The following is a 25,101-nucleotide window of genomic DNA, read 5'->3' on the forward strand; positions in this document are numbered from 1 at the left end:
CCGTCGGTCGTGACCCCCCGATGCCCCGATTCCGGCCGGTCGTCGGCGAATCCGTGCCGGGGTCACACGCTAGCGGCGACGTGGATGACTGGATGAGGGGACCTCACTTGTCCGGGGTCACAGCGGTGAGGCGCTGCTGTACAGGCCACTGTCCAGTTTCTGGACATGGCGGGAAGGTCGAAGGGTGGCAGAAATGAAGCAGGTCACATCTATGACCCAGATCACTTCCGATCTTCACCTGACCAGGAGGTTTTCATGACCGCCGTCGCCACTGACCTGCACGCGAAGGTCCGCGACTTCATCTCCGGCGACCGACCGATGCTCATCGGCGGTGAATGGGTGTGGTCCGCGTCGGGCCGCACGTTCGAGACCATCGATCCGGCGACCGCCCGGCCCATCACCTCGGTTGCGCACGGAGATGCCGCCGACATCGATCGCGCGGTTCGCGCGGCCCGACAGGCCTTCGACGACGGCCCGTGGACGCGGATGAAGCCCAACGAGCGGGAGCGTCTGCTGTGGAAGGTCGGCGACCTGCTGACCGAGCGTGCTGCGGAGTTCGGTCAGCTCGAGGCTCTCGACAACGGCAAGGCGGCGACCATCGCCGCCGCGGTCGACACCAATTGGTCGGCCGACATCTTCCGCTACAACGCCGGCCTGGCCACCAAGATCACCGGCTCGACGGTCGACGTGTCGATGCCCTTCGTGCCCGGCGGCGAGTTCCATGCCTACACGTTGCGCGAGCCGGTCGGCGTCTGCGGGCTCATCGTCCCGTGGAACTTCCCCCTCCTCATGGCCGCGTTCAAACTGGCCCCGGCGCTCGCGGCCGGCAACACGGTGATCCTCAAGCCCGCCGAGCAGACCCCACTGACGGCACTGCTGCTCGGCGAGATCTTCCAGGAGGCCGGGTTCCCTCCCGGCGTGGTCAACATCGTCACCGGGTACGGCGAGGCAGGCGCTGCGCTGGCCGCACACGAGGATGTCGACAAGATCGCGTTCACCGGCTCCACCGAGGTCGGCAAGAAGATCGTGGAAGCGGCGAAGGGCAATCTGAAGAAGGTGTCGCTGGAACTCGGCGGCAAGAGCCCGAACATCGTGTTCGCCGACGCCGACTTCGAGAAGGCGGTTGCCGGATCGGTCGCGGCGTGGATGTTCAACCACGGCCAGTGCTGTGTGGCCGGCACCCGTCTGTTCGTCGAGCGGCCGATCTTCGACGACTTCACCGCAGCCGTCGCCGAGGCTGCGTCGCAGGCCAAGATCGGTCCAGGTCTCGATCCGACGACCGAACTCGGCCCACTGGTCAGTCAGGAGCAGTTCGACCGTGTGTCCGGCTACCTCGCCGCCGGCCTCGCCGATGGCGCCCGGGCACTCACCGGCGGAAAGCGTTGGGGCGATGAGGGATTCTTCATCGAACCGACCGTCTTCGTCGACGTCGAACCGAGCTTCTCCATCGTTCAGGAGGAGATCTTCGGCCCGGTCGTCGCAGCACTGCCGTTCGACGCCGACACCGGTGTCGCCGCGGCCGCCAACGACTCCATCTACGGACTCGCCGCCGGCATCTGGACCCAGGACCTGTCCAAGGCACACAAGACCGCGCGCCAGATCAAGGCCGGCTCGGTGTGGGTCAACCAGTACAACGGCTTCGACACCGCGATGCCGTTCGGTGGATACAAGCAGTCCGGTTGGGGCCGCGAGCTCGGGTCGTCGGCCATCGACCTCTACACCCAGACCAAGGCCGTCAACATCTCCCTCTGATCTCTCCACCCTCATTCGAACCAGGAGCACAATCCATGTCTCTCACCACCAAGGCCGCAGTCCTCACCGGTCCCGGGAAGCCGTTCGAGCTCGTCGAACTCGACCTCGACGAGCCCCGCGACGGGGAGGTCCTGATCAAGTACACGGCTGCCGGGCTGTGTCACTCGGATCTGCATCTCACCGACGGTGACCTGCCGCCGCGCTATCCCATCGTCGGCGGACACGAGGGTTCCGGTGTCATCGAGGCGGTCGGGCCGGGTGTCACGAAGGTCAAGCCCGGCGACCATGTCGTGTGCAGCTTCATCCCGAACTGCGGCACCTGTCGCTACTGCTCGACCGGCCGACAGAACCTCTGTGACATGGGGGCGACCATCCTGGAGGGCTCGATGCCCGACGGGTCGTTCCGCTTCCATTCCGGCAGTGATGATTTCGGCGCGATGTGCATGCTCGGCACCTTCGCCGAGCGGGCGACCATCTCCCAGCACTCGGTGGTCAAGGTCGACGACTGGCTCCCGCTCGAGAAGGCTGTGCTGGTGGGCTGTGGCGTGCCGTCGGGCTGGGGTACCTCGGTCTATGCCGGCGGCGTGCGCGCAGGCGACACCGTCGTCATCTACGGCATCGGCGGCCTGGGCATCAACGCCGTACAGGGCGCGGTGTCCGCGGGCGCCAAGCACGTCGTGGTGGTCGACCCGGTCGCTCTCAAGCGCGACACCGCGATCAAATTCGGTGCGACACATGCGTTCGCCGACGCGGCGGAAGCGGCGGAGAAGGTCAACGAACTGACGTGGGGGCAGGGCGCCGACCAAGCGCTCATCCTGGTCGGCACGGTCGACGCGGAGGTCGTCGCCAACGCCACGGCGGTTGTCGGCAAGGGCGGCACGGTGGTCATCACCGGACTCGCCGATCCCACCAAGCTGACCGTCCAGGTGTCCGGCACCGATCTGACGCTCAACCAGAAGACCATCAAGGGCAGTCTGTTCGGGTCGGCCAACCCGCAGTACGACATCGTCAAACTGCTGCGTCTCTACGACGCCGGTCAACTGAAGCTCGACGAGCTGATCACGCAGACCTACACCCTCGACCAGGTGAACGAGGGTTACCAGGATCTGCGCGACGGCAAGAACATCCGCGGTGTGATCATCCACGACAGCTGACCCCCGCGGGCAGACCCCGGCCCGGACGCGATGCCTCCCCCTGCCGCGTCCGGGTCGGTCCACGTCGGCGCCGCATCAGGTGTCACAGCGATCGGATCAGTGCCGTCATCCACGGCACCGACAGGCAGACGACGACGCCGACGTTGAGCCACAGGTGATCTCGCAGAATGGCGAGATACTCGCGGGTCTGCGCGTTCGGGAAGAAGTACGACGGGGTGTGCGCACCCGTGCTGAATCCGTCGATTCCCGCGTTACGCATGAGTGTAGCGGCACGGAAGGCGTGGTAGTCGCTGGTGACGACCGCGACCGGACCGCGGATCTCCCGCTCGGCCAGTAGTCGCGCGGAGTATGTGAGGTTCTCCGCGGTATCGGTGGACGAGTTCTCCAGAACGACGTCGCTCTCGTCGATCCCGCGCTCGACGAGGTAGCGTGCCATCGCCTCCGCCTCGGGAATTCGCTCGTCCGGCCCGCGGCCTCCCGAACAGATGACGATCGGTCGGCGCCCCTTCCGCCGCGCGAGCTCGTACACCACTTGCCCACGATCGAGACGACCGGCGAGCAGAGGACTGACCCGATCCCCGTCCAGGAGTCCGGCGCCGAGCACGATCACCGCGCCGACGGCGTCCCGGCCCGCGCGACGACGACCCCACCGCGCGTACACCAGCGACCAGCCGAGGAAGGTCGCGAAGACGAAACCCAGATATCCCGCCGGCAAACCCACCGCGAGCAGGATCACCACAATCGTGTTCGAGTCGCCCACGTAGACCTGTCCGATGACCATGCCGGCAGCCACCGCCACCGCGTATCCGAGCAACACCACGCCGAGTCCGGTCGACAGCAGAGTCGGCAGGTGGACACCCTCGTGCCGGGCGAGGTTCGCCCCGTTGACGATCAGGAACGCGCCGAGTGCGGCGATCACCGCCAGGCCCGAAAAGCTCAGTGCCAGAACGATCACGGCCCCCGTCAGCGGATTGCCGGCAGTGCGCATCACGAGAAAGATGACAAGCAGTGCGACAAGGACCAGCGCGGCCCCGAGATAGACTCCGGGCCGCAGCCGGCGCGGGTCACGCCAGGCACTGATGATCCCGCTGAGCAGCAACAAGACGACGACGGCCGCGACGATGAGCATGTGCCCATGCTGCCAGGACGACGCAGGTGCGCTGGCTCATGAAAGGAGTCGGAATGTCATCTCGCGGGGCGTCGGTGACAGCTTGAGTGATCGTGGTGGGTGACACTTCTCCACCAACACTCAGGTGTGCAATCACCGGTCCGATTGGCACGCGATGTGCGCTCGTCCGACGTGCCAGGTCACTGGTGCGAGGCGTGACCGGTTCCGTCCGTGCTGCAGCAGTCGCAGCCGTCGGGCTCACCATCGCGCTGACCGATACTGGGTGCGCAGCATGCGTCGCCCTTCCAGGCGTTGATGCCCTCGCGGACTGCGATCGCCGCAATGACGAGCGCCGCAATCGGATCTGCCCACGACCACCCGAGCAGGCTGTTGAGTACCAAACCGACCAGCAGCACCGCCGACAGGTACGTGCACAGCAGCGTCTGTTTGGAGTCGGCCACCGCGCTCAACGAGCCGAGCTCACGGCCGGCGCGACGTTCGGCCCACGACAACAGCGGCATGATCAGCACACTGACCGCCGCCACGGCGATGCCGATCGATGAGTGCCGCGCCTCGTCACCCAGACCGAACAGCGAACGTAGCGACTCGACGCTGACATATGCCGCCAGGGCGAAGAACGAGTACGCGATGATCCGCAGAGCGACTTTCTCCCGGCGCTCGGGATCCGCACCGGCGAACTGCCAGGCAACCGCCGCCGCCGAGGACACCTCGATGACGGAGTCCAAACCGAAGCCGATCAGTGCCCCTGATGACACTCTCGCACCCTCACTGATCGCGATGACGGCCTCGACGACGTTGTAGGTGACGGTCGCCGCGACGAACCAACGGATGCGGCGCTGCAACAACTCCCGACGCGCGACGTCGAGGGCCGGTCGACCCACCGACGGTAGACCGAGCTCGGAAGCCATCAGCAGCATCCCTGCCCGTCGGAGGCCGGGCAACAGGCCGGGTCGACCGCGAGGACCAAGCCGAGTAAGTCATCCAACGCGTGGCTGATCCGGCCATCGGCCAGCTCGTACCGAGTGCGGCGACCCTCGGGCACCGCAACTACGAGGCCACAGCCCCGCAGACAAGCAAGATGGTTGGACAACGCCTGGCGCGACACTCCGATAGCGTCGGCCAGCTCCGCGGGATACGCACCGCCGCCCCGTAGCCGCAACAGCACCTGCGTGCGCGTCGAGTCCGACAACGCGTAACCGAACCTGGTCAGCGCATCGCGCTGACTCACAGCAACCGCTTCCACGAGCCTCACGGTACATGAGTTTCTGTATTCACAGAAGTCTGTACAACGCCTGGGTGGTGGCAATCAATGAACGTATCGACCCTGTCGTGCTGCCGGCGGTCTCGCAGTGGCCTGATGCCGCCCCGCGGGGCGGTCTCGACGTTCTTCTCTGGCACGACATTTTCCGAAAGTCGTTCTACAAGTGCGGAAACGCGCCGAGGGAAGAGGAGCCGTCGGCACCTGACAACCGCGCGGCCCACGCCCCTCCAAGACCACCGTCATCAAAGTCCTGACACACCAACTGTGGCAGCGATGTCTTGATTCGGAACTGTCACCGCTGTCCCGATACATCACGAAAAAAGGTTGTGGAAATCCCTTGCGCTTCGTACATGTGTTCGATAGATTGGTTGTCAGCAGGTTCGAAATGATGTGAGTGAACCGCCACACCCCCGGTGTGGCCCCAAGAATCCGATGAGTCTCCTGCTGGCCTGATCTGTCGACTCTTGGGGGACTGCTGTGAGCATCATCGACGACATCTCCGACATCTCTGCCGCCGTCCACGATCTGCGCGTCGACGACGCTGACATGACTGGTCCTGTCGCGTTCGACGCGATGCGGGCGCTCCTGAAACTGCGCAACCTGATCGATCACCACGCCGCAGTCCTGACCGCAGCGCTCGAACGACTGCGCGTGGCCACCGATCACGGGCGCACGACTCGAGAACTGTTGATCGTCATGGGATGTGCACCCGCCGTGGCCCAACGCTTCATCCGTATCGCCGGATCGCTCACCACACTGCCGACGTTGGCCGCCCACGCCGCCGACGGCGTCATCTCCGGCGAACATGCTGACGCCATCGTCCGCGGTATCGAGCACATCGGGAAAAGATCACCGGAACCGATCGACGACGGTGAACGTCTAAACCATGTGACAGACCTTCTCGCCCAACACTTCTCCGGCGCCACCCCCGCCGAAATCATCGACCGCGCCCGCACCCTGGGCAACCTGATCGCCGACGACACTCCCGGCGGGTTGCCCGCCGCCGAAGACCGCACCATCAACACGCTCACCAAACACAAGACCACCGACGGACGCATCCACGTCGACGCCGACCTCGATGTCGAAGTCGGCGAAAAATTCCAGGCCGCCATGGAACGCCACGGTGCACCCCGCCCCGAACCCGACGGCTCCCCCGACGCACGCTCCACCGAACAACGTCTCGCCGACGCATTAGAGACCATCCTCGACATCGCCGCCGCAGGCGGAAACAACGCGGCCATGGTTCCGAGAACCCATGTGCTACTGACCATCCCCGCCGACAACCCCAAAGAATCGTCCCTCGAACACATGGGATCGATCACCCCCGCCACGATGAACCGACTCGCCTGCGACCCAACCATCACACCACTACTCGTCGACGGCGAAACCGTCCCCCTCGACGTCGGCCGCGACAAACGACTGTTCACCCCCGCCCAACGCACAGCCCTCTACATCCGCGACCGATGCTGCATCAAATGCGGTGCACCCGCCGAACGATGCCACGCCCACCACATCGACCACTGGAGCCACGGCGGCGACACCTGCCTGGAGAACGGCTGCCTGCTGTGCCCGTCCTGTCACGCCGACATCCACCACAACGGCTGGGACGTGTTCATCGGCGCCGACCACCACCCCTGGCTCACCCCACCGAGCACCGTCGACCCACACCGAAGACCCGTACCCAGCTACAACCGACGCACCCTGACCATCGACAACCTGCCCACCGCCGCCTGACACGACCCGATCTGACCTGACCGAACCGACCAGACCACCAACACCGCACCCGGCCACGCCGGGACCGCATCCGTACCTTGACAACTCCACAGAGTGAAACCACGCCACCACAGGATACCGCGTATCCGACGGCACCCGCAGACAACCCATCTGCCGGTGTGCGCGATCCGCGGCACCCTCGGCCACCACTGGTGCTGTGCTGCAGATCTTCCGCACGCGAGAGACCGCTCTCCGAGGAGAGTCAGGCGGTGTGCGTCAGGGCGAGACGCACCAATTCCGTCCACGTCCCGACGACCTGGGCGCGACGCCGGGAGTCGTCGGACAGGGTGTCGGCAAGGCCGAGACCTCGCGCGAGGTCGAGGGTCACCTGGGCGATCCGACGCGAATCGGGATATCGCCCTTCCGGATCCAACGCCGAGACGGTCATCTGATGTGCGGCGTGCGCGAACTTGCCTTCCATCGGCAGGATCAGCTCGCGCAGAGCCGAATCCGACGCGGCGGCGGCCCACACCTGGAGGGCGGCCTTGAACTCGGTGCCGGTGTAGATCGCGACCGCGCGATCGACGGCGGCGGCGATGCGGCCGGCGTCGTCGTCGGGCAAGGTCGCGATCGCTGCCGACGCGGTCGAGGTCATGTCGTCGAAGACCTGCTCGAGAACCGCGGTGATCAATGCTTCGCGAGTAGGAAAATGATGCTGTGCGGCACCGCGCGACACCCCGGCGCGCTCGGCGACGGCCGCCACCGTCGCCGATGCCCAACCATCCTGTGCCAGCGCATCGATCGCGGAGCGCAGTAGGCGTTCGCGGGTGAGCCGCGAGCGTTCCTGCTGCGGCTCGCGGGGTGCCGGGGTGCGGGTGCCCGAGGAGGTCATACCCGGTCCGCGGTCAGATCCCAGGGTGGCCGCTGCTTCGACAGGAATGCGGCCATCCCCGCGCGCGCCTCCTCCGAGGAGAACAGGGTCGCCGATTCCTTGGCACGAACATCCGCCGACTCCTCGAACTGGGCCAGCACGTCGGCGGTGGTGAGCGCCTTCGACGCCGCCAGTCCCTGCGGCGACGACCGGCGGATGCCGGCAAGGATGGTCTCCTGCCCCGCGGCGAGGTCGTCGGCGGTGGCGAACGCCTCCGAGACGAGCCCGAGTCGGACGGCGGTCGCGGAGTCGAAGGTCTCCCCGGACAGGAAGTACCGGCCGGATGCTCGGGCGGTCAGTCGTGGCAGCAGCACAAGCGAGATGACCGATGGCGCCAGGCCGAGTCGTGCCTCGGTCAGCGCGAAGGTGCACGACGGTCCCGCCAGCACGATGTCGGCGGCACCGATGAGCCCGAATCCGCCGGCCCGCACATGGCCGTCGATCCGGGCGATCACCGGTTTGGGCATCTCCACAATCGTCCGCATCAGGTCGATCATCGACCGGGTCCCGTGGGCAGATGCATCCTCCACCGACATCCCGGATTTCAGTGCCTCACTGAGATCGGCTCCGGCACAGAATGTCCCGCCGGCGTGCGTGAGGACAACGGCACGCACCGACGCGTCGTCGGTGGCGGCCGACAGCCCCGTCAACAATCCCTCGACCAGGGACGCCCCCAGAGCGTTGCGGTTGGCAGGCGAGTCCAGTTCGAGCGTGACGATGCCGTCGGCGACCGTGGTGTGGACGACTTCTGTCGTGTCGTCGGTCATCTCGTGTCTCCTCTGTGCGAGTCGGTACGACGTGCGACTCAGTACGACTTGGGCAGGCCGAGACTGGTCTGCGCCACGAAGTTCAGGATCATCTCGCGGCTGACCGGCGCGATCCGCGCGATGCGGGCGAGGCTGAGCATCGGGGCGAGTCCGTACTCGGTGGTCAGTCCGTTGCCGCCCATCGAATGCACGGCATGATCGACGATCTTCACGCACGCCTCGGCGGCCGCGTACTTGGCCATGTTCGCCGGTTCCGCGGCACCCCAGTCGTCGCCGGCGTCGTAGAGGGTCGCGGCCTTCTGCATCATCAGCTTGGCCATCTCGATCTGGACCTTGCCCTCGGCGAGCGGATGGGCGATCGCCTGATGCGCACCGATCGGGGTCTTCCACACGGTGCGGTCGTTGACGTAGGCCACCGCCTTGTCGAGCGCGAAGCGGCCCATGCCGACCGCCGATGCCGCAGCCATGATCCGTTCGGGGTTGAGGCCGGCGAACAGCTGACTCAGTGCCGCATCCTCGGACCCGATGAGGGCATCGGCGGGCAAACGCACGTCGTCGAGGAACAGCTGGAACTGCTTCTCCGGGTTCTGCAACTCCATGTCGATCATGGTGAACTCGAAGTTCGGCGCGTCGGTCGGCACGATGAACAGCGCCGGTTTCAGCTTGCCGGTCTTGGCGTCCTCGGTCCGGGCCACGATCAGGACGGCCTCGGCCTGGTCGACACCGGAGATATAGACCTTGCGTCCGGTGAGCAGCCACTCGTCGCCGTCACGGCGCGCGGTGGTGGTGATCTGATGCGAGTTGGATCCGGCGTCGGGCTCGGTGATCCCGAACGCCATCGTGATGGTGCCGTCGGCGAGTCCCGGGATCCAGCGCTGCCGCTGCTCGTCGGTGCCGAAGCGCGCGATGATGTTGCCGCAGATGGCCGGCGACACCACGAGCATGAGCAGACCGGCCCCCGCGGCGGCGATCTCCTCCATCACGATGGCGAGTTCGTACATACCGGCGCCACCGCCGCCGTACTCCTCCGGCAGGTTGACGCCGATGAAGCCGAGTTTGCCTGCTTCACTCCACATCTCGTCGGTCTTGCGTCCTTCGCGGGCGCATTCGCGGAAGTACTCCTGCCCGTACTTCTTGGCGAATGCGGCCACCGACTGCCGCAGGGCGGCGCGTTCCGGGGATTCGACGAAGGGGTTCACTGCGACATCGGTAAGGTCGGTCATCCGACGTTCTCCTCGTGCTGTGTCTGGGATGGGTTGGTGGGGTCTGTCTCGTCGTCGGCCGTGATCACGGCGAGGACATCGCCGACCGACAGTTGTTGGCCCGCCTGCACCGACAGGGTGGTGACCACCCCATCCGCCGATGCCGCGACGGTGTGTTCCATCTTCATCGCCTCGAGCCACAGCAGCGGCTGCCCGGCGGTCACCCGGTCGCCCTCGGCGACCGCGATCCGGATCACCGAGCCCGGCATCGGCGCGAGCAGCGATCCCGGTCGCGCCACCGCCGACGGGTCGACGAACCGCGGGACACGACGCAGCGTCACAGCCACACCGGGCCGGTCGACGAACACGGACTGACCGTGGCGCGACACCGTCCACCGGTGGCGGACACCGGCGACATCGGCGACGACACGGTCCGCGGTCACCTCGACCACCGACACAGCCGGCAGATCCGGCAGGTCGACGGTGCCGTCACGGTGATATCGGTACCGGATCTCCACCTCGCCGTCGGTTCGGACGTCGACGTAGCGCCGGATCTGGTGACCGGAGGCGAGATTGCGCCAGCCCGAAGGCAGCCCGGCCTGCACGGTCGCTCGCCGACGACCGGCCGCGGCATCGGCAAGCGCTGCCATCGTGGCCGCCGTCCGCACCTCGTCGGTACTCGCACCCGACGCCGACAACACGTCGAGACCGATCTCGTCGATGAACCCGGTGTCGGTGTCCCCGTCCAGGAACCGCTCGTGGCGCAGTGTGTTCACCAGCATGTCGCGGTTGGTGACCGGGCCGTGGATGGTGGCGTCGGCAAGGGTACGGGCCAGCATGGCTGCGGCCCGACGGCGATTCGGCGCCCAGCTGATCACCTTGGCGAGCATCGGGTCGTAGTAGGTGGTTATCTCACTGCCGGAGTCGATCCCGGAGTCGACGCGGATACCGGCCCGCTCGAGCGGGCCGAACCGGGCGTCATCGTCGATCTCGATCGCGTGCACGATCCCGGACTGCGGCTGCCAGTCGGCGGCCGGGTCCTCGGCGTAGAGCCGGACCTCGATGGCATGTCCGGACGCTCGCGGCGCCTCGACGTCGAGGTGCTCGCCCATCGCGATGCGGAGCTGCCACTCCACCAGATCGGTACCGGTGGTCAGTTCGGTGACCGGATGCTCCACCTGCAGGCGGGTGTTGGTCTCCAGGAAGAAGAACCGTCCCGACTCGTCGGCGAGGAACTCGACCGTGCCGGCGCCGGTGTAGCCGATCGCCTCGACCGCCGACCGGGCCGCCGAGAAGAGGCGCTCCCGCAGGTCGCCGCCGAGCCGTTCCACCAGCGGGGCCGGGGCCTCCTCGACAACCTTCTGATGGCGCCGCTGGATCGAGCACTCCCGCTCCCCGACCGCCCAGATGGCCCCATGGGTGTCGGCCATGATCTGGACCTCGATGTGGTGCCCGCGTTCGACGTACGGTTCGCAGAACACCGTCGGGTCACCGAACGCCGACTGCGCCTCGCGCGCCGCGGCGTCCACCGCGGTCGAGAGTTCGGCCAGGTCCCGGACGATCCGCATGCCCCGGCCTCCGCCACCGGCGGACGCCTTGATCAGCAGCGGCAGGTCGTCGGTGGTCACCGCCGCCGGATCGATGTCGCCGAGCACCGGCACCCCGGCGTCGGCCATCAGCTTCTTGGCGTTGACCTTCGACCCCATCGCGGTGATCGCGGCCGGGTCGGGACCGATCCAGGCGAGTCCGGCGTCGATGACCTGCTGTGCGAAAGTGGCGTTCTCCGAGAGGAAGCCGTAACCGGGATGGATCGCGTCGGCACCTGCCGCCTGCGCGGCGGCAACGATGAGGTCACCGCGCAGATAGGTCTCCGCCGACGTCGCGCCGGGCAACCGGACCGCTGAATCGGCCATTCGCACGTGAGGTGCGTCGGCATCGGGGTCGGAGAAGACCGCCACGGTCCGCATGCCCATCGCACGGGCCGTGGTGAAGACACGGCAGGCGATCTCACCGCGGTTGGCCACCAATACGGAGCCCAGGGCGGAGCGGGCAGGCCGAATGGGTACAGGGGATGATTCCATGTCCTCTTTCCTCACATCCGGAAGACGCCGAAGTTGGACGTGCCCTCGACCGGCCCGCTGTCGATGGCCGAAAGACACAGTCCCAGAATAGTTCTCGTGTCTCTCGGATCGATGACACCGTCGTCGTAGAGCATGCCGGAGAGGAACGCCGGCACCGACTCCGCCTCGATCTGCGCTTCGATCATCTGTTTCATCGCACTGTCGGCGGCCTCGTCGACCGTGCCGCCGCGGGCCTCGGTGGCCGCCCGCGACACGATGGAGATCACCCCGGCCAGCTGGGCTGCACCCATCACCGCCGACTTCGCGCTCGGCCAGGCGAACAGGAACCGCGGGTCGTAGGCACGCCCGCACATCCCGTAGTGCCCCGCACCGTAGCTGGCACCCACCAGCACCGAGATGTGCGGCACGGTCGAATTGGACACGGCGTTGATCATCATCGCACCGTGTTTGATGATGCCGTTCTGCTCATACTCTTTGCCGACCATGTAGCCGGTCGTGTTGTGCAGGAACAACAGTGGTGTGTTGCTGCGGTTGGCGAGCTGGATGAACTGCGTCGCCTTCTGCGATTCCTGACTGAACAGCACGCCCTGCGCGTTGGCCAGGATGCCGATGGGATACCCGTGGATGCGTGCCCACCCGGTACACAGGGAGCTGCCGTACTCCGGTTTGAACTCGTCGAAGTCGCTGTCGTCGACGACACGCGCGATCACATCACGCGGGTTGAACGGGATCTTCAGGTCGGACGGCACGATCCCGAGCAGCTCCTCGGGGTCGTAGCGGGGTTCGAGCACTTCGGCAACCGGGCCGGGGCCGTGCTTGCGCCAGTTGAGCCTGCTGACTATGCGTCGGCCGATGCGGATCGCGTCCTGCTCGTCGGCTGCGTAGTGGTCGGCCAGGCCGGACTGGCGGGCATGCATCTGCGCGCCGCCGAGGGATTCGTCGTCGCTGTCCTCTCCGGTGGCCATCTTGACCAGCGGCGGACCGCCGAGGAACACCTTCGAGGCGTTCTCGATCATGACGACGTGGTCGCTCATGCCGGGCACGTATGCCCCGCCGGCGGTGGAGTTGCCGAACACCAGGGCGATGGTCGGGATACCCGCGGCAGACAAGCGGGTCAGATCCCGGAACATCCGGCCGCCCGGGACGAACACCTCTTTCTGCGTGGGCAGGTCGGCGCCACCCGATTCGACCAGCGAGATGACCGGGAGGCGGTTGGCGAGGGCGATGTCGTTGCACCGCAGGATCTTGCGCAGCGTCCACGGGTTCGACGTGCCTCCGCGCACCGTCGGGTCGTTGGCGACGATCATGCACTCGACGCCTTCGACGACGCCGATACCGGTCACCACAGACGCGCCCACCTGGAAGTCCGAGCCGTAGGCGGCGAGCGGGCACAGCTCGAGGAACGCGGAGTCCTCGTCGACCAGCAACTCGATGCGTTCGCGGGCGATCATCTTGCCGCGTGCGCGATGTCGTGCGACATATTTCTCGCCGCCGCCGGACAGCGCCTTGTCGAACTCGGCCTGGAGTTCGGTGAGCTTGCCCGACATGGCGGAGCTCGCGGCGACGAAGTCTTCGCCGGCCGGGTCGAGAGTGGAGCGGAGAACCGTCACTGCTGATACCCCAATCGTTTTGCAGCGAGACCGGAGAGGATCTCGGTGGTCCCACCTCCGATGCCGATGATGCGCATGTCGCGGTACTGCCGTTCCACCTCGGTGCCCGTCATGTAACCGAGCCCCCCGAAAAGCTGCACGGCCTTGTCGGCCACCCATTCCCCCGTCTCGACGGCGGTGTTCTTCGCGAAACAGACCTCGGCGATGAGGTCGTCGTCGGAACTCACCTTCCGCTCGACGACCGCGCGGGTGTAGGTCCGTGCGATGTCGATGCGGCGAGCCATCTCGGTGACAGAGTCCTGCACCGACTGCCGGGCGATGAGCGGCTTACCGAACGTCTGCCGCTCCCGCACCCAGGCAAGGGTGAGGTCGAGGCAACGCTGGGCGCTCGCGTATGCCTGCACGGCGAGACCGGAGCGTTCGGTGACGAAGGCGGCGGCGATCTGGACGAATCCGGAGTTCTCGGCGCCGACGAGGTTGCTCACCGGGACACGGACATCGGTGAACGACAGCTCCGCCGTGTCCGAACTGCGCCAGCCCATCTTGTCGAGTTTGCGCGTGACGGTGAAACCCGGCGTGTCCTTCTCGATCACGAGGAGGGACACACCTGCCGCTCCCGGGCCACCGGTGCGTACCGCGGTGACGACGAAGTCGGCACGGACCGCGGACGTGATGTAGGTCTTGGCGCCGTTGACGACGTAGTGGTCACCGTCGCGCACCGCGGAGGTCCGCAGGTGGCCGACATCGCTTCCGCCATCGGGTTCAGTGATGGCCAGGCTGCCGATCTTCTCACCGGCCAGGGTCGGTCGGACCCACCGGTCGATCTGATCCGGATCGCCGGCACCGATCAGGTGCGGCAACGCGATTCCGTGTGTGAACAGTGACGCGTAGACACCACCCGCGGCTCCCGCGTAGTGGAGTTCCTCGCCGAGGATCGTGGCATCGACGAGGTCGCCGCCCGAACCGCCCACATCCTCGGGAATGCCCAGACCGAACAGGCCCAGCTTCGCGGCCTCACGGTGCAGCTCACGCGGGATCAGGCCGTCGCGCTCCCAGTCGTCCTGATGGGGCAGCACATGGCGTTCGACGAATCCACGGACCGTGGAACGCAATTCCCTGCGTTCCGGAGTCTCCCACACGGGGTTCGTGATCGGCACTAGCTCTCCTTCTGTGTCGTGAAGGCCATGGGAATCGGTACCGGTCGCGAACGGAGCCACTCCCCCATCCCCTTCGCCTGCGGGTCGAACCGGACGTTCTCGGCGACGCCGCGCCCGAGCACTCCGTCGATGACGAAGTTCACCGCATTCAGGTTGGCGAGGCGGTGGCGGCGGACCGGCAGATCGGCCACCTCGGGCAGCAGACGCTTGAGCAGGGCGACGTCGAGCGTCGCGTCCAGCCAGGCGAAGTGTTCCGGATTGCGCACCCACACACCGATGTTGGCGCTGCCGCCCTTGTCCCCGCTGCGCGCACCGGCCACGGTGCCCAATGGCAGCGAGACCATCGGGCCCCAGTCGGTCGACATCTCGACGGGCTCGTCCGTGCGGTCGTCGGGGACCTCGGTGCGCAGCGGACTCGGCGGGATCCGTTCGACGACACCGGTGTGCAGCGCCACGCGGTGGTCGACGTCCTCGGCGTCGACGTACCCGGGCTCGAAGACCCCGTATGGGGTGCCACTGCCCGGCGGTGAGGTCATCGTGAAACCGGGGTAGCTCGCCAATGCCAGTTCGACGGCCGTCGCGGAGAACGCGCGACCGACCTTCTTGGCATCCGGATCCCGGACGACACATCGCAGGAGTGCGCTGGCCTGCTCCTCGGTCTGTGCGTCGGCCCGGTCGAGTCGCGACAGTTCCCAGTCCACCTCGGCGGGTGCAGTCGGCAGGGCGGCGGTGAACTGCTCCTTGAACAGCTCTGCCTTCGCCTCGATATCGAGCCCGGTGAGGATGAGTGTGATCTCGTTGCGGACGCCGGCGAGATGGTTGAGCGACACCTTGGTGGTCGTCGGCGGAGCCTCACCACGAACACCGGTGACCGACACACGATCCCGGCCCACCTGGGCGAGGTCGATCGTGTCGATCCGGGTGGTGACGTCGGGTCCCAGGTATTGCGGTCCGCCCACCTCGTAGAGCAACTGAGCGGTCACCGTACCGACCGTCACCGCGCCACCGGTCCCCTCGTGTTTGGTGATCACGGACGTACCGTCGGCGGAGACCTCCGCGATGGGGAATCCCAGATGTCCCATCGTGTCGATCTCGGTGAAGAAGGAGTAGTTGCCGCCGGTCGCCTGGGCACCACACTCGATGATGTGGCCCGCGACGACGGCACCGGCGAGTGCGTCGAGATCGTGATGGGTCCAGTCGAACGCACTGGCCGCGGGGCCGACGGTGAGCGAGGCGTCGGTCACCCGTCCGGTCACCACGATCTCGGCACCGGCGTCGAGTGCGGTCTTGATCCCGAACGCGCCGAGGTAGGCGTTGGCCGTCAGCGGTGTGCCCAGTCCGAGATCGGCGGCGCGGTCGACGAGGTCGTCGCCGTCGACGAACGCGATGTCGACGCCGACGCCGAGGTTCTCAGCGAGTTCGCGCAACGCAACGGTCAGCCCGTGTGGATTGAGTCCGCCGGCGTTGGTGACGATCCGGACGCCCTTGTCGATGGCCAGGCCGAGACATTCCTCCATCTGCCGGAGAAATGTCTTGGCGTAGCCCGACTTCGGGTCCTTCATCCGATCCCTGCCGAGGATCAGCATGGTGAGTTCGGCGAGATAGTCACCGGTGAGGTAGTCGAGTTCACCGCCCTCGAGCATCTCGCGGACCGCCGCGAACCGATCGCCGTAGAAGCCCGATGCGTTGCCGATCCGGACGATGCCGCCGGTGGGGTCTTGTGCGCTGGTGCCGGTCACCGTCGGCTCGCCTCCGCTCCGTCGCGTCGGGGTTCTCGGCCGGCCCCGGGTGGCCCCGCGAAGGACTGTGCGATCCCCGTCCACCGGTGCGCCTCGGCTCCGACGATGTCGAGGTCCAGGTCGGCGATCGCCCGTCGCTGGGTCACCAACTGACAGAAGTCGACGGCGGTGCCGCGGATCACGTCGGCCGCGTCGTCGGGTCCCCACGTCCAGAGTTCGCCCGACGGCGCGGTGATCTCGTAGCGGAAGGGTTCGGTGGGAGCGGTCAGCCCGTTGACCATGTACGCGAAGTCGCGGGTGCGGACGCCGATGTGTACGACGCCCTTGATCCGGTCGGTGGCCGCGCGCGTGACGCCGAATGCGTCCGCGACGTCGAGGCCGTGCGCCCAGGTCTCCATCAGCCGGGCCGTGGCCATCGAGGCCGCCGACATCGGAGGTCCGAACCACGGGATCTTCACTCCGTCGGGTACATCGCGCAGTGCGTCGGCCAGTGCAGCACGGGCGTCGCGCCAGTCCGCGAGGATCTGCGCGGGAGGTGCGGCGGCTGCCCGCTCGGCCGCGGCGTCGACGAATCCGGCCGGGTTCGTCGCGCCGTCCTCGAGCACAGCCGCAAAACCGTCCGCATCCGTCGCTGCGATCGCGGCGACCTTGTCCGTCCAGGCGAGATGGCCTATCTGATGGGCGACGGTCCATCCCGGCGCCGGTGTGAGCATCCTCCACCCATCGTCGTCCAGCGCCGCCACCAGCGCATCGAGCTCCCCCGACTCGTCGGTCAGATCCGCCACGAGTCCGTCCACGATCGACATGCGATCAGGGTCACACACACCGTCGGAAAAATCAATCATGCATGATTGTTTTACCGGCGGCCGTGCCCCGTACTCGCCGACCGTGCCCAACTTTTCGCCGACCGGGCCCAACTTTTCGCCGACCGTGCCCACCGACCGGGCCGGCCACCACGGGCCGCGACAGTCAGCGATAGAGGACGTCGGCCGTCGCTCGACTGAGCAGCATCCCGTCGTGCGCGGTCATCGTCGCGTCGAAGGACGCGATCCGGCGTCCGACCTTGATCGGGACGACATCGACGATCACGTTGTCGCCCTGCACCGCCGGAGACCGCAGGAACCCGATGGCGAGATCACCGAGCTGATAGTCGATCCCGGCCGCGGCGTTTGCCTGCCCTGCAAATGAGCACGCCGCGGCGGTGATCGCCGCGATCACTCCCCCGTGCATCGTGCCGAACACATTGCCCATCCACGGTTCGGTCGTCGCGGTGAATCGAATCCCGACCGTGCGCCCGTGGGTGACCGGTTCGACGACACCGTTGAGCAATTCGGTCAGCGGCCCGGCACTGCGGACACCGATCGCGATCTGTTCGACGATCTGGCGGCCGCTCAGTGACGGTTCGATGGCGGCCGGCAGCTCCACCGGCGCCCCGCCGGAATGCTCGGACGCCAGGCCAACGCCACGCCCCGTCGACGGATCGTTCGCGAACGTCCGCCCTACGGCGACGTTGCGAGCGGAACCGGAGCTGCACAGCGTTCCGGTCGAGGTGGTGATGTCCACGCGCGTCGTGCCGAACCCGTCGTCGTGCATGAGCAGCTCTGCGGTCCCGGTGACCACATCTCCGACGGCGACGTGCCCCTGCATCGACATCGAGAGCCGGGCCTGGACGCACGGCGATCCGTGCGGACCGGAGCGGAAGAACGGGAGTCCGCCGAGGTGATCGAACAGGACTGCGAGGGCCGGCATGTCGATGCGCCCGCGGTGATCGGTGAATCGGGGGCCGAGTTGCTGTTCGGCGGTCACGACGCCGGGTCGCGGGGCGAGGACGTTCCCGATGCCGAACGCCGTGACCGGATCGTGCAGTGCCGCACGTTCCATCTGCGTCGAATCCTCCATCATGCCTGCGCACCCCTCTGTCGAACCGGTCCTCGTGCCACGACCATCCAAGCACCCGGACGGGGAGGCCGCCGATCGGCCCTCGGCGTCTCGGATACGTAACAGAACCCGCGGCCCGCTTCACGACCGGCGCCGATTCGGACACGCTGTGATCTGGGAGAACCGTCGACTCGAAGGAGTGCCCGATGCTCGTGTCTCGTCGATCTGTCCGGAGGTCCGCCTGTGCCGCCGCCATCGTGGGAGCTGCGGCGACCACCGCGCTGTCGGCCGGCGTCGCCGACGCCGCGCCCCGCGCGCTGCGCGTCGACCAGGTGCCCAATGTCGGGATCACGGTGGGCCCGAGCGGCATCTCCGGCGGATTCGCCGCCAACGTGGCGGCCACCGCCACGTCGACCGGCACGACACGACTGGGCCTGCAACCGATCGCCGGCGCCTGCACCGGCAGCCTGAGACAAGCACGCGTCGGGGTCACCTGGCGCAACGAGCGAACCAATCGCACCGATGACGCGGTCTTCCCGGTATGCACGGCCGGCAAGCCCGGCCCCGGCGTGGAGGCGGTGACCGGGACGGGCCGCATCTCGTTCACCACCACCATCATCGGTCGCACGGATCAGGCCTTCACGGTGATACCCGGGACCGGATTCTTCTTCCGCTGATCCGGTCCAGAGCCGGCTCAGTAGACATTTTTCAGAATCTGTTCACAAGAAACGAGAACACGTTCTACAGTGGGTCGCGTGGCGGACACCGTGACCCAGCTCCTGCAGGAGCGTACGAACGACGACAACCTGGCGATCACCTATGAGGGTCGTGACTGGACCTGGCGGGAGTACATCGCCGATGCCGAGCGGATGGCCGCTGCCGTCCTCGGTGTGGCAGATCGGAATCGGCCGATGCACATCGGCACGCTCCTCGGCAACACCCCCGACATGCTCCTGGCGCTGGCCGCCGGCGCCCTCGGCGGCTACGTGACGGTCGGCGTGAACAACACCCGCCGAGGCGAGGGACTGGCCGCCGACATCGTGCGCGCCGACTGTCAGGTCCTGATCACCGACGCCGACCACCGCCCCCTCCTCGACGGGCTCGACCTGCCGGGCGTCACGATCCTGGACACCTCCACCGCGACCTGGGACCAGCTGATCGCGAATGCCGGTGACCTGGTGCCACATTCGGTACCGACCGCCGTCGACACCTTCATGCTCATCTTCACGTCCGGCACCAGCGGCAATCCCAAGCCGGTGCAGTTCGCGCACATGATGATCCCGTTCGCCGGCCCCGTCCTCGCCGAGAAGTACGAGGTCGGGCCCGGAGACGTCTGCTATCTGTCGATGCCGCTGTTCCATTCGGCCGCCCTGATGGGTGGTTACTGCGTGGCCCTCTGCGGAGGAGCCGCCATTGCGCCGGCGAAGTTCTCCGCCTCGACCTTCCTCGACGACATCCGTCGGTACAACGCGACCTACATGAACTATGTCGGCAAACCGCTGGCCTACATTCTGGCCACCGAGGAGAAGGCCGACGACATCGACAACCCGCTGCGTGTGGCGTTCGGCAACGAGGCCACCGACCGCGACATCAACGAGTTCTCCCGACGTTTCGGGTGCACCGTCTGGGATGGGTTCGGTTCCACCGAACTCGCGATCATCATCACCCGTGAACCGGGAACGCCGGAGGGCTCGATCGGCAAGGGCTTTCCCAATGTCGCCGTGTACAACTCCGACACGCTGACCGAATGCCCCCGCGCCGAGTTCGACGAGAACGGCGCCCTGTCCAACGCCGACGCCGCCATCGGCGAATTGGTGAACATCGACGGCGCCGGGATGTTCATGGGCTATTACAACGACGCCGACGCGACCAGCGAGCGGATGCGGCACGGGATGTACTGGTCCGGCGACCTGGCCTACAAGGACACCGACGACTGGATCTACCTGGCCGGACGGACCGGCGACTGGATGCGCGTCGACGGCGAGAACCTCGCAGCCGGGCCGATCGAACGAATCCTGCTGCGACTGCCCGAGATCAACCGGGTGGCGATCTACGCGGTCCCCGACGAGCACGTCGGCGACGCGGTGATGGCGGCCGTCGTCCTGCAGGACGACGCCGTCCTCACCCCGGAATCCCTGTCGGCGCAACTCGCCGCTCAGGCCGACCTGTCCCCCAAGGCGTGGCCACGATTCGTGCGCATCGCCGACGACCTGCCGACGACGGCGACGAACAAGATCCTCAAGCGCGAGCTGAAGAAGCAGGGTCCCGTCGCAGGCGATGGCACCCTCTGGGTTCGCCAGGCGCGGTCGACCGAGTACCGCGACGCGGCGGCGCCTGCCGCGACCGTGTGATCCCCACCAATGTCGGGGAGCTCAGCGCTGCCTGGCTGTCGGACCTTCTGGGCGCCCGGTATCCGGATGTCGAGATCGATTCGATCACCGTCGAACCCGTCGGCTCGGGGCAGATGGCCGGGTCCTTCCGCATCACGCCCACCTACGCGACCACCGGGTCGGGGCCCGTCGGCGCGCCCGGAACGCTCGTCGCGAAACTCGCCATCGGCGAACGCTCCCAACGCGAATTCGCTGCGGGTGTCTTCCGCAACGAGGTGCTGTTCTATCAGCGCCTCGCCCCGACGGTGACGGTTCCGGTCCCGCGCTGCCACGGTTCGGTGATCTCCCCCGACAACACCGAATTCGTCCTGCTGCTCGAGGACATGGCACCCGCGGTGCAGGGCGATCAGATCGCGGGCTGCACTCCGCATCAGGCGCGGGCGGTGGCGGTCGCGGCGGCCGGACTGCACGCTCCGCGGTGGTGCGACGAATCATTGTTCGAGCTGCCCGGTCTGTCCCTGCCGGATCACGAGGACCGGGTGCTGATGGACTCGGTCCTCGAGCCGATGGCCGACGTGTTCCGCGCACGATTCCCCCTGACCGGACGAGAGGCAGCCACCGTCGACTGGCTGGTCGCGGAGGCAGGAGACTGGCTCGAGCGGACGCCGCAACGCTTCGCGCTCATCCACGGCGACCTTCGCATCGACAACGTGCTGTTCGGTCCCGACGGCTCGGTGACCGTCGTCGACTGGCAGACCATCACCGTAGGAAACGCGCTGCGCGACATCGCCTTCCTGCTCGCGACAAGTGTGTCCACCGAGGACCGGCGCACCGCCGAGCGTGACATCGTCAGCGCCTACCACACCGAACTGCGGAACCAGGGCGTCACCGACCACACCGTCGACGAGTGCTGGACGGACTACGTCGATTCCCTCATCCAGGCCCCGATGATCATCGTGTTCGGTTGCGCTGCAGCCATGCCGACCGAACGGGGCGACCGAATGTTCATGACGATGCTCGAGCGTGCAGCCGCAGCCATCGACGATCTGAATCCCGGTGTCCTGTGACCACACTGGTCATCGGGGCGTCGGGTTTCCTCGGTTCACATGTCGTACGCCGTCTCGTCGAGTCCGACGACGACGTGCGCGTACTGGTCCGCGCGACCAGCGACACCAGGGCGATCGACGACCTCGACGTCGACCGTGTCGTCGGCGAGCTGACCGACGCGGATACGGTACGCACGGCCATGACCGGATGTGATGCGGTGTTCTACTGCGCCGTCGACACCCGGGCGTGGCTCACCGATCCCACCCCGCTCTATCGCACCAACGTCGACGCCCTGCGCGCCGTGCTCGACGTCGCGGTCGATGCCGAACTCCGATCCTTCGTCTTCACCAGCACGGCCGCCACGATCGGGAGTGCGGGCCCCAGAGCGGCCCGACGTGTCGCCACCGAGGCCGACGACTTCGACTGGGTCGACACAGCGCCGGACTACGTGCGGACACGCGTGGCCGCGGAGAACCTGGTCCTCGAGTACTCCAGCAAGCACGGTCTGCCGGCGGTGGCCATGTGCGTGTCGAACACCTACGGCGCCGGCGACTGGCAGCCCACGCCACACGGTGCGTTCGTCGCGGGGGCCGCACTCGGCAAACTCCCGTTCACGGTTCGGGGGTGCCGCGCCGAGTCGGTCGGCATCGACGACGCCGCCGAGGCCTTGATCCTGGCCGCAGACCGCGGGCGCCCCGGTGAGCGGTACATCGTGTCGGAGAGCTTCATCGACCTCGGAGACATCATTGCGACGGCCGCAGCCGCCGCCGGGCGTCGGGCACCGCGACTCGTCCTTCACCGCCCGGTGCTCTATCTCTGCGGCGCTGTCGGCTCATTGCTGGCGAAGGTCACCGGCACACCACGGCAACTCACGATCTCGTCGGTGCGCTTGATGCACTACATGCCACCGATGGACCACGGAAAGGCCACACGTGAACTCGGGTGGCGGCCCACCCCGGTCAGCGAAGCGGTGGCCTTCGGCGCCCGCTTCTGGGTCGAACGCGTCGCGCAACGGCGAGCGGCTCGGCCGGACGGCCCTTCGTGACGCTCGCGGGCTCGCTCCTCAGGGAACAACAGGTGGTAGAGCACCGAAACCTGCTGTTCCACAAACTGTTCCCTGAGGAGCGAGGCGCCAGCCGAGCGTCACGAAGGGTCCGCCACCGACTCACGCACCGGACCCCTGCAGCAACTCGGCCAATTCCACCATCGTGTACGGCGCACTGTCCCGGTGATCGCGATAGGCGATGAACTCCGCCTGTTGCGGACCGTACCGTCCGATGAAACCGCCTGCTGCGGTGAATATCTGACCGTTGACACCGCGTGCGGCATCACTCGCCAGGAAGACATACAGCGCGGCGACATACTCCGGCGGCGCCGGATCGAGCGCGGCATCACGGGTCAGGTCGTCGAGCACACCCCGGCGATGCAGTCCCTCGATGTGCGCGACGTAGTCGTCCCCGCTCGACAGCCGTGACTTCGCGCCGGGCATCACCACGTTGACCCGCACACCGTGCTCGGCGAGGTCGGCGCCCGCCGCGAGGGCGAGCGCGTTGACGCCACCTTTCGCCGCCGGATATCCACTGCCCCCGAACATCCCGAGAGATGCGGCCGAGCCGGTCAGGACAAGCGAACCGGCGCCCTGCTCGGCGAACACCCGTCCGGCCGACTGCGTCAGGTGAAACGCACTCATCAGATGAGCATCGATCTGGTCCCGGAATTCGTCGGGTCGGATCGTGAGAACCGTCGACCCGGCCGGCTCCGCGATACCCGCACAGTTGATGGCGATATCGAGCGCACCGAACTCGGCCAGCGCGCCGTCGACCATCCGCTGCGCGACCCCCTCCTCGCCCGCGGAACCGACCACGCCGACGGCATACCCTCCACCGCCGCGGATCTCGGTGACCGTCTCCTCCACCGCCACCGGATCCCGGCCGTTGACCACGATCGACACCCCACGGCCCGAGAGCGCGTACGTGACGGCCAGGCCGATACCGCGGGTCGCGCCGGCGACCACCGCGACCCGACCGGACAGGTTCATCTCCCCCGCCTCCGGGCCGCCGTACCGATCGGGCTCGGTCATCAGACGCCGCTACCCACCGGGGTGATGGGGATCGAGCGACCGCGGTCGGTGAACTCGAAGTCCGCACCGGAACTGAACCGTGCGATGGCGACCTCTCCGGACTCCTTGTGGCGCTGTTCGCCCTTCGACATCACGAACACCGTGGCGCCCTCCTCGTCGGTCGACGACGCGACGGCCCAGTGAGCGTCGACAGCGGTGCCGATCGCCTGCAGTGGTTCGGTGTGGTCGGCCTCCAGCAGTGCGACCCATCCGCCGTCGGCCACGGCTCCGGAGTCGGTGGGCACCCGCACGATCACGTCGTCGCCGACCACCTCGGCGGTGACACCGGTGTACTGCACCGGCCCGAGGATGGGGGCGAGGGTGATCACCGCCGCCAGACCGGCCGCATCCGAACCGAGATTCATCGCGGAGCGCAACCGATCCGCCGACAACCCCGCGATCCCGGTCAGCTGCTTGCGGAAGATCTCGCGAACCTGGTCGTCGCTCTCGGCATACCTGCGTACCGACCACAGGAATCCCAGTGACAGCAACTGATGCTGCAACGCGATCTCCTCGGCCATCCGGGCCAGCGCGGTCTGCGACCATTCCCGAAACTGCAGATCGGCGAGCAGCGGCCCGCGGTAGTCGACGAACCCGTCCGTCGCGGAGATGTCGATCGGGGTCAGTTGCGTCTGCCCGGCACGGGTGGAGAACATCTCCTCGGCATCCGCGGGTAGGGGCAGCTCGTCTCGGTCGTCCTCGATCGTCACCGTCCACTCACAGTGCGGCATACGACCTTCCGGCCTCCGGGGCGGGCGATGGACAGGGCGAATACGGGCGCGACGGTTGGTGGCGATCGCCGTCGCGTCGAACGTCGGGTCCTCGATGTCGTGACACATCGTCGTCACATAGTCGTCGCCCATGGGCTCGACGTCCATGAGCGCGCCGCAGTGTTGCAGGAAGAACGATCCGTGATACTTGTCGATCACCTCGTATCGGAAATCCATGAACTGCGGTGGTGCACCGATGTCGAGTTGCAGACATTTGAACATGTCCTCGACGCCGTCGCCGTCGATGCCGAGCGCGGTACGCATCCGGTGGGTGTAGACCGGGCTGGCCGCCATCCATTCCTCGATGGCCACCTGTCCCATGGTCTCTCGGCCGAACGCGCTGATCAGGTGGGCCATCCCACTGCGATCGATCAGCTGACCGGACAGGAGGAGTTCGGGCACCAGGACGGCGAGCTGCTGCTGACTCAGGCCTTGGTAGGCCGGGGCTGGGAGAGTCATCG

At 67.1% G+C, this 25,101-nt stretch carries 21 protein-coding genes and 2 pseudogenes; 8 read left to right on the forward strand and 15 right to left on the reverse strand.

Annotated elements, in window-relative coordinates; all coding sequences use genetic code 11:
- Positions 1-255: 255 nt before the first annotated feature.
- Complete coding sequence (locus EEB19_RS17505; RefSeq protein ID WP_187588577.1) at positions 256-1,752, forward strand: aldehyde dehydrogenase family protein; 1,497 nt, start codon at positions 256-258, stop codon at positions 1,750-1,752.
- 35 nt (positions 1,753-1,787) lie between these two features.
- Entirely contained in the window at positions 1,788-2,906 is a 1,119-nt protein-coding gene (locus EEB19_RS17510) for an NDMA-dependent alcohol dehydrogenase (protein WP_187588579.1), read from the forward strand.
- An 82-nt stretch (positions 2,907-2,988) separates the two neighbouring features.
- On the opposite strand, the gene EEB19_RS17515 is transcribed toward EEB19_RS17510, so the two are convergent.
- From EEB19_RS17515 to EEB19_RS17525, 3 genes are all read right to left on the reverse strand, one after another.
- Entirely contained in the window at positions 2,989-4,035 is a 1,047-nt protein-coding gene (locus EEB19_RS17515) for a YdcF family protein (protein WP_187588581.1), read from the reverse strand.
- 179 nt (positions 4,036-4,214) lie between these two features.
- Entirely contained in the window at positions 4,215-4,943 is a 729-nt protein-coding gene (locus tag EEB19_RS17520; RefSeq protein WP_187588583.1) for a cation transporter, read from the reverse strand.
- A complete protein-coding gene (locus tag EEB19_RS17525) occupies positions 4,943-5,278 on the reverse strand; it encodes a helix-turn-helix transcriptional regulator (RefSeq protein WP_187588585.1) in 336 nt (111 codons plus the stop codon). The genes EEB19_RS17520 and EEB19_RS17525 overlap by 1 nt, the downstream gene beginning before the upstream one ends.
- Positions 5,279-5,773: 495 nt before the next feature.
- On the opposite strand from EEB19_RS17525, the gene EEB19_RS17530 reads away from it, so the two are divergent.
- Complete coding sequence (locus tag EEB19_RS17530) at positions 5,774-7,030, forward strand: HNH endonuclease signature motif containing protein (RefSeq protein WP_262365742.1); 1,257 nt, start codon at positions 5,774-5,776, stop codon at positions 7,028-7,030.
- 241 nt (positions 7,031-7,271) lie between these two features.
- Here EEB19_RS17530 and EEB19_RS17535 read toward each other — a convergent pair whose 3' ends face one another.
- From EEB19_RS17535 to EEB19_RS27195, 4 genes are read right to left on the reverse strand one after another with little or no spacing between them, the layout of a single operon-like run.
- Positions 7,272-7,901, reverse strand: coding sequence for a TetR/AcrR family transcriptional regulator (locus EEB19_RS17535; protein ID WP_187588587.1), 630 nt, complete (start codon positions 7,899-7,901; stop codon positions 7,272-7,274).
- Positions 7,898-8,707, reverse strand: a complete 810-nt coding sequence (locus tag EEB19_RS17540) for an enoyl-CoA hydratase family protein (protein WP_187588589.1) — start codon at positions 8,705-8,707, stop codon at positions 7,898-7,900. Before EEB19_RS17540 ends, EEB19_RS17535 begins: the two co-directional genes overlap by 4 nt.
- 38 nt (positions 8,708-8,745) lie before the next feature.
- Positions 8,746-9,930, reverse strand: a complete 1,185-nt coding sequence (locus EEB19_RS17545) for an acyl-CoA dehydrogenase family protein (RefSeq protein ID WP_187588591.1) — start codon at positions 9,928-9,930, stop codon at positions 8,746-8,748.
- Positions 9,927-10,559 carry an acetyl-CoA carboxylase biotin carboxyl carrier protein subunit gene (locus EEB19_RS27195; RefSeq protein ID WP_369074058.1) on the reverse strand — a complete coding sequence of 211 codons (633 nt, stop codon included), beginning with the start codon at positions 10,557-10,559 and terminating at the stop codon, positions 9,927-9,929. The genes EEB19_RS17545 and EEB19_RS27195 overlap by 4 nt, the downstream gene beginning before the upstream one ends.
- Position 10,560: 1 nt before the next feature.
- Between EEB19_RS27195 and EEB19_RS27200 the strand changes: the two are divergent.
- Positions 10,561-10,689 (forward strand): annotated as a pseudogene (locus tag EEB19_RS27200) (hypothetical protein); the annotation flags it as partial.
- Here EEB19_RS27200 and EEB19_RS17550 read toward each other — a convergent pair.
- The 6 genes and pseudogenes from EEB19_RS17550 to EEB19_RS17575 all read right to left on the reverse strand — a co-directional run.
- Positions 10,635-11,990 (reverse strand): annotated as a pseudogene (locus EEB19_RS17550) (acetyl/propionyl/methylcrotonyl-CoA carboxylase subunit alpha); the annotation flags it as partial. The pseudogenes EEB19_RS27200 and EEB19_RS17550 overlap by 55 nt on opposite strands.
- Positions 11,991-12,001: 11 nt before the next feature.
- Positions 12,002-13,600 (reverse strand): acyl-CoA carboxylase subunit beta, encoded by a 1,599-nt coding sequence (locus tag EEB19_RS17555; protein WP_187588595.1) that lies wholly within the window; start codon positions 13,598-13,600, stop codon positions 12,002-12,004.
- Entirely contained in the window at positions 13,597-14,757 is a 1,161-nt protein-coding gene (locus EEB19_RS17560; RefSeq protein WP_187588597.1) for an acyl-CoA dehydrogenase family protein, read from the reverse strand. Before EEB19_RS17560 ends, EEB19_RS17555 begins: the two co-directional genes overlap by 4 nt.
- Positions 14,757-16,496, reverse strand: a complete 1,740-nt coding sequence (locus tag EEB19_RS17565) for an acyclic terpene utilization AtuA family protein (RefSeq protein ID WP_262365743.1) — start codon at positions 16,494-16,496, stop codon at positions 14,757-14,759. Before EEB19_RS17565 ends, EEB19_RS17560 begins: the two co-directional genes overlap by 1 nt.
- Positions 16,493-17,302 (reverse strand): TIGR03084 family metal-binding protein, encoded by an 810-nt coding sequence (locus EEB19_RS17570; protein ID WP_187588599.1) that lies wholly within the window; start codon positions 17,300-17,302, stop codon positions 16,493-16,495. The genes EEB19_RS17565 and EEB19_RS17570 overlap by 4 nt, the downstream gene beginning before the upstream one ends.
- A 163-nt stretch (positions 17,303-17,465) precedes the next feature.
- A complete protein-coding gene (locus EEB19_RS17575) occupies positions 17,466-18,398 on the reverse strand; it encodes a hotdog domain-containing protein (RefSeq protein ID WP_262365744.1) in 933 nt (310 codons plus the stop codon).
- Between the two features lie 182 nt (positions 18,399-18,580).
- On the opposite strand from EEB19_RS17575, the gene EEB19_RS17580 reads away from it, so the two are divergent.
- From EEB19_RS17580 to EEB19_RS17595, 4 genes are all read left to right on the forward strand, one after another.
- A complete protein-coding gene (locus tag EEB19_RS17580; protein ID WP_187588601.1) occupies positions 18,581-19,051 on the forward strand; it encodes a hypothetical protein in 471 nt (156 codons plus the stop codon).
- 78 nt (positions 19,052-19,129) lie between these two features.
- Entirely contained in the window at positions 19,130-20,725 is a 1,596-nt protein-coding gene (gene fadD1, locus EEB19_RS26990; protein ID WP_187588603.1) for a fatty-acid--CoA ligase FadD1, read from the forward strand.
- Positions 20,722-21,771 (forward strand): phosphotransferase, encoded by a 1,050-nt coding sequence (locus tag EEB19_RS26995; protein WP_187588605.1) that lies wholly within the window; start codon positions 20,722-20,724, stop codon positions 21,769-21,771. Before fadD1 ends, EEB19_RS26995 begins: the two co-directional genes overlap by 4 nt.
- A complete protein-coding gene (locus tag EEB19_RS17595; RefSeq protein ID WP_187588607.1) occupies positions 21,768-22,796 on the forward strand; it encodes an NAD-dependent epimerase/dehydratase family protein in 1,029 nt (342 codons plus the stop codon). The genes EEB19_RS26995 and EEB19_RS17595 overlap by 4 nt, the downstream gene beginning before the upstream one ends.
- 120 nt (positions 22,797-22,916) lie before the next feature.
- Here EEB19_RS17595 and EEB19_RS17600 read toward each other — a convergent pair whose 3' ends face one another.
- Together EEB19_RS17600 and EEB19_RS17605 are read right to left on the reverse strand one after the other, a co-directional pair.
- Complete coding sequence (locus tag EEB19_RS17600; protein ID WP_187588667.1) at positions 22,917-23,789, reverse strand: SDR family NAD(P)-dependent oxidoreductase; 873 nt, start codon at positions 23,787-23,789, stop codon at positions 22,917-22,919.
- Positions 23,790-23,830: 41 nt separating this feature from the next.
- Complete coding sequence (locus EEB19_RS17605) at positions 23,831-25,099, reverse strand: hypothetical protein (protein WP_187588610.1); 1,269 nt, start codon at positions 25,097-25,099, stop codon at positions 23,831-23,833.
- Positions 25,100-25,101 lie beyond the last annotated feature (2 nt).

Origin of the sequence: Gordonia sp. OPL2 (assembly GCF_003797825.1) — a bacterium.
Classification (GTDB): Bacteria; Actinomycetota; Actinomycetes; order Mycobacteriales; family Mycobacteriaceae; genus Gordonia.

Coding starts and splice junctions, on each gene's coding strand:
- EEB19_RS17505 (WP_187588577.1), top strand. CDS start 256: ATGACCGCCGTCGCCACTGACCTGCACGCGAAGGTCCGCGACTTCATC.
- EEB19_RS17510 (WP_187588579.1), top strand. CDS start 1,788: ATGTCTCTCACCACCAAGGCCGCAGTCCTCACCGGTCCCGGGAAGCCG.
- EEB19_RS17515 (WP_187588581.1), bottom strand. CDS start 4,035: ATGCTCATCGTCGCGGCCGTCGTCGTCTTGTTGCTGCTCAGCGGGATC.
- EEB19_RS17520 (WP_187588583.1), bottom strand. CDS start 4,943: ATGGCTTCCGAGCTCGGTCTACCGTCGGTGGGTCGACCGGCCCTCGAC.
- EEB19_RS17535 (WP_187588587.1), bottom strand. CDS start 7,901: ATGACCTCCTCGGGCACCCGCACCCCGGCACCCCGCGAGCCGCAGCAG.
- EEB19_RS17540 (WP_187588589.1), bottom strand. CDS start 8,707: ATGACCGACGACACGACAGAAGTCGTCCACACCACGGTCGCCGACGGC.
- EEB19_RS17545 (WP_187588591.1), bottom strand. CDS start 9,930: ATGACCGACCTTACCGATGTCGCAGTGAACCCCTTCGTCGAATCCCCG.
- EEB19_RS27195 (WP_369074058.1), bottom strand. CDS start 10,559: ATGGCAGCGCTTGCCGATGCCGCGGCCGGTCGTCGGCGAGCGACCGTG.
- EEB19_RS17570 (WP_187588599.1), bottom strand. CDS start 17,302: ATGTCGATCGTGGACGGACTCGTGGCGGATCTGACCGACGAGTCGGGG.
- EEB19_RS17575 (WP_262365744.1), bottom strand. CDS start 18,398: ATGATGGAGGATTCGACGCAGATGGAACGTGCGGCACTGCACGATCCG.
- EEB19_RS17580 (WP_187588601.1), top strand. CDS start 18,581: ATGCTCGTGTCTCGTCGATCTGTCCGGAGGTCCGCCTGTGCCGCCGCC.
- EEB19_RS17600 (WP_187588667.1), bottom strand. CDS start 23,789: ATGAACCTGTCCGGTCGGGTCGCGGTGGTCGCCGGCGCGACCCGCGGT.
- EEB19_RS17605 (WP_187588610.1), bottom strand. CDS start 25,099: ATGACTCTCCCAGCCCCGGCCTACCAAGGCCTGAGTCAGCAGCAGCTC.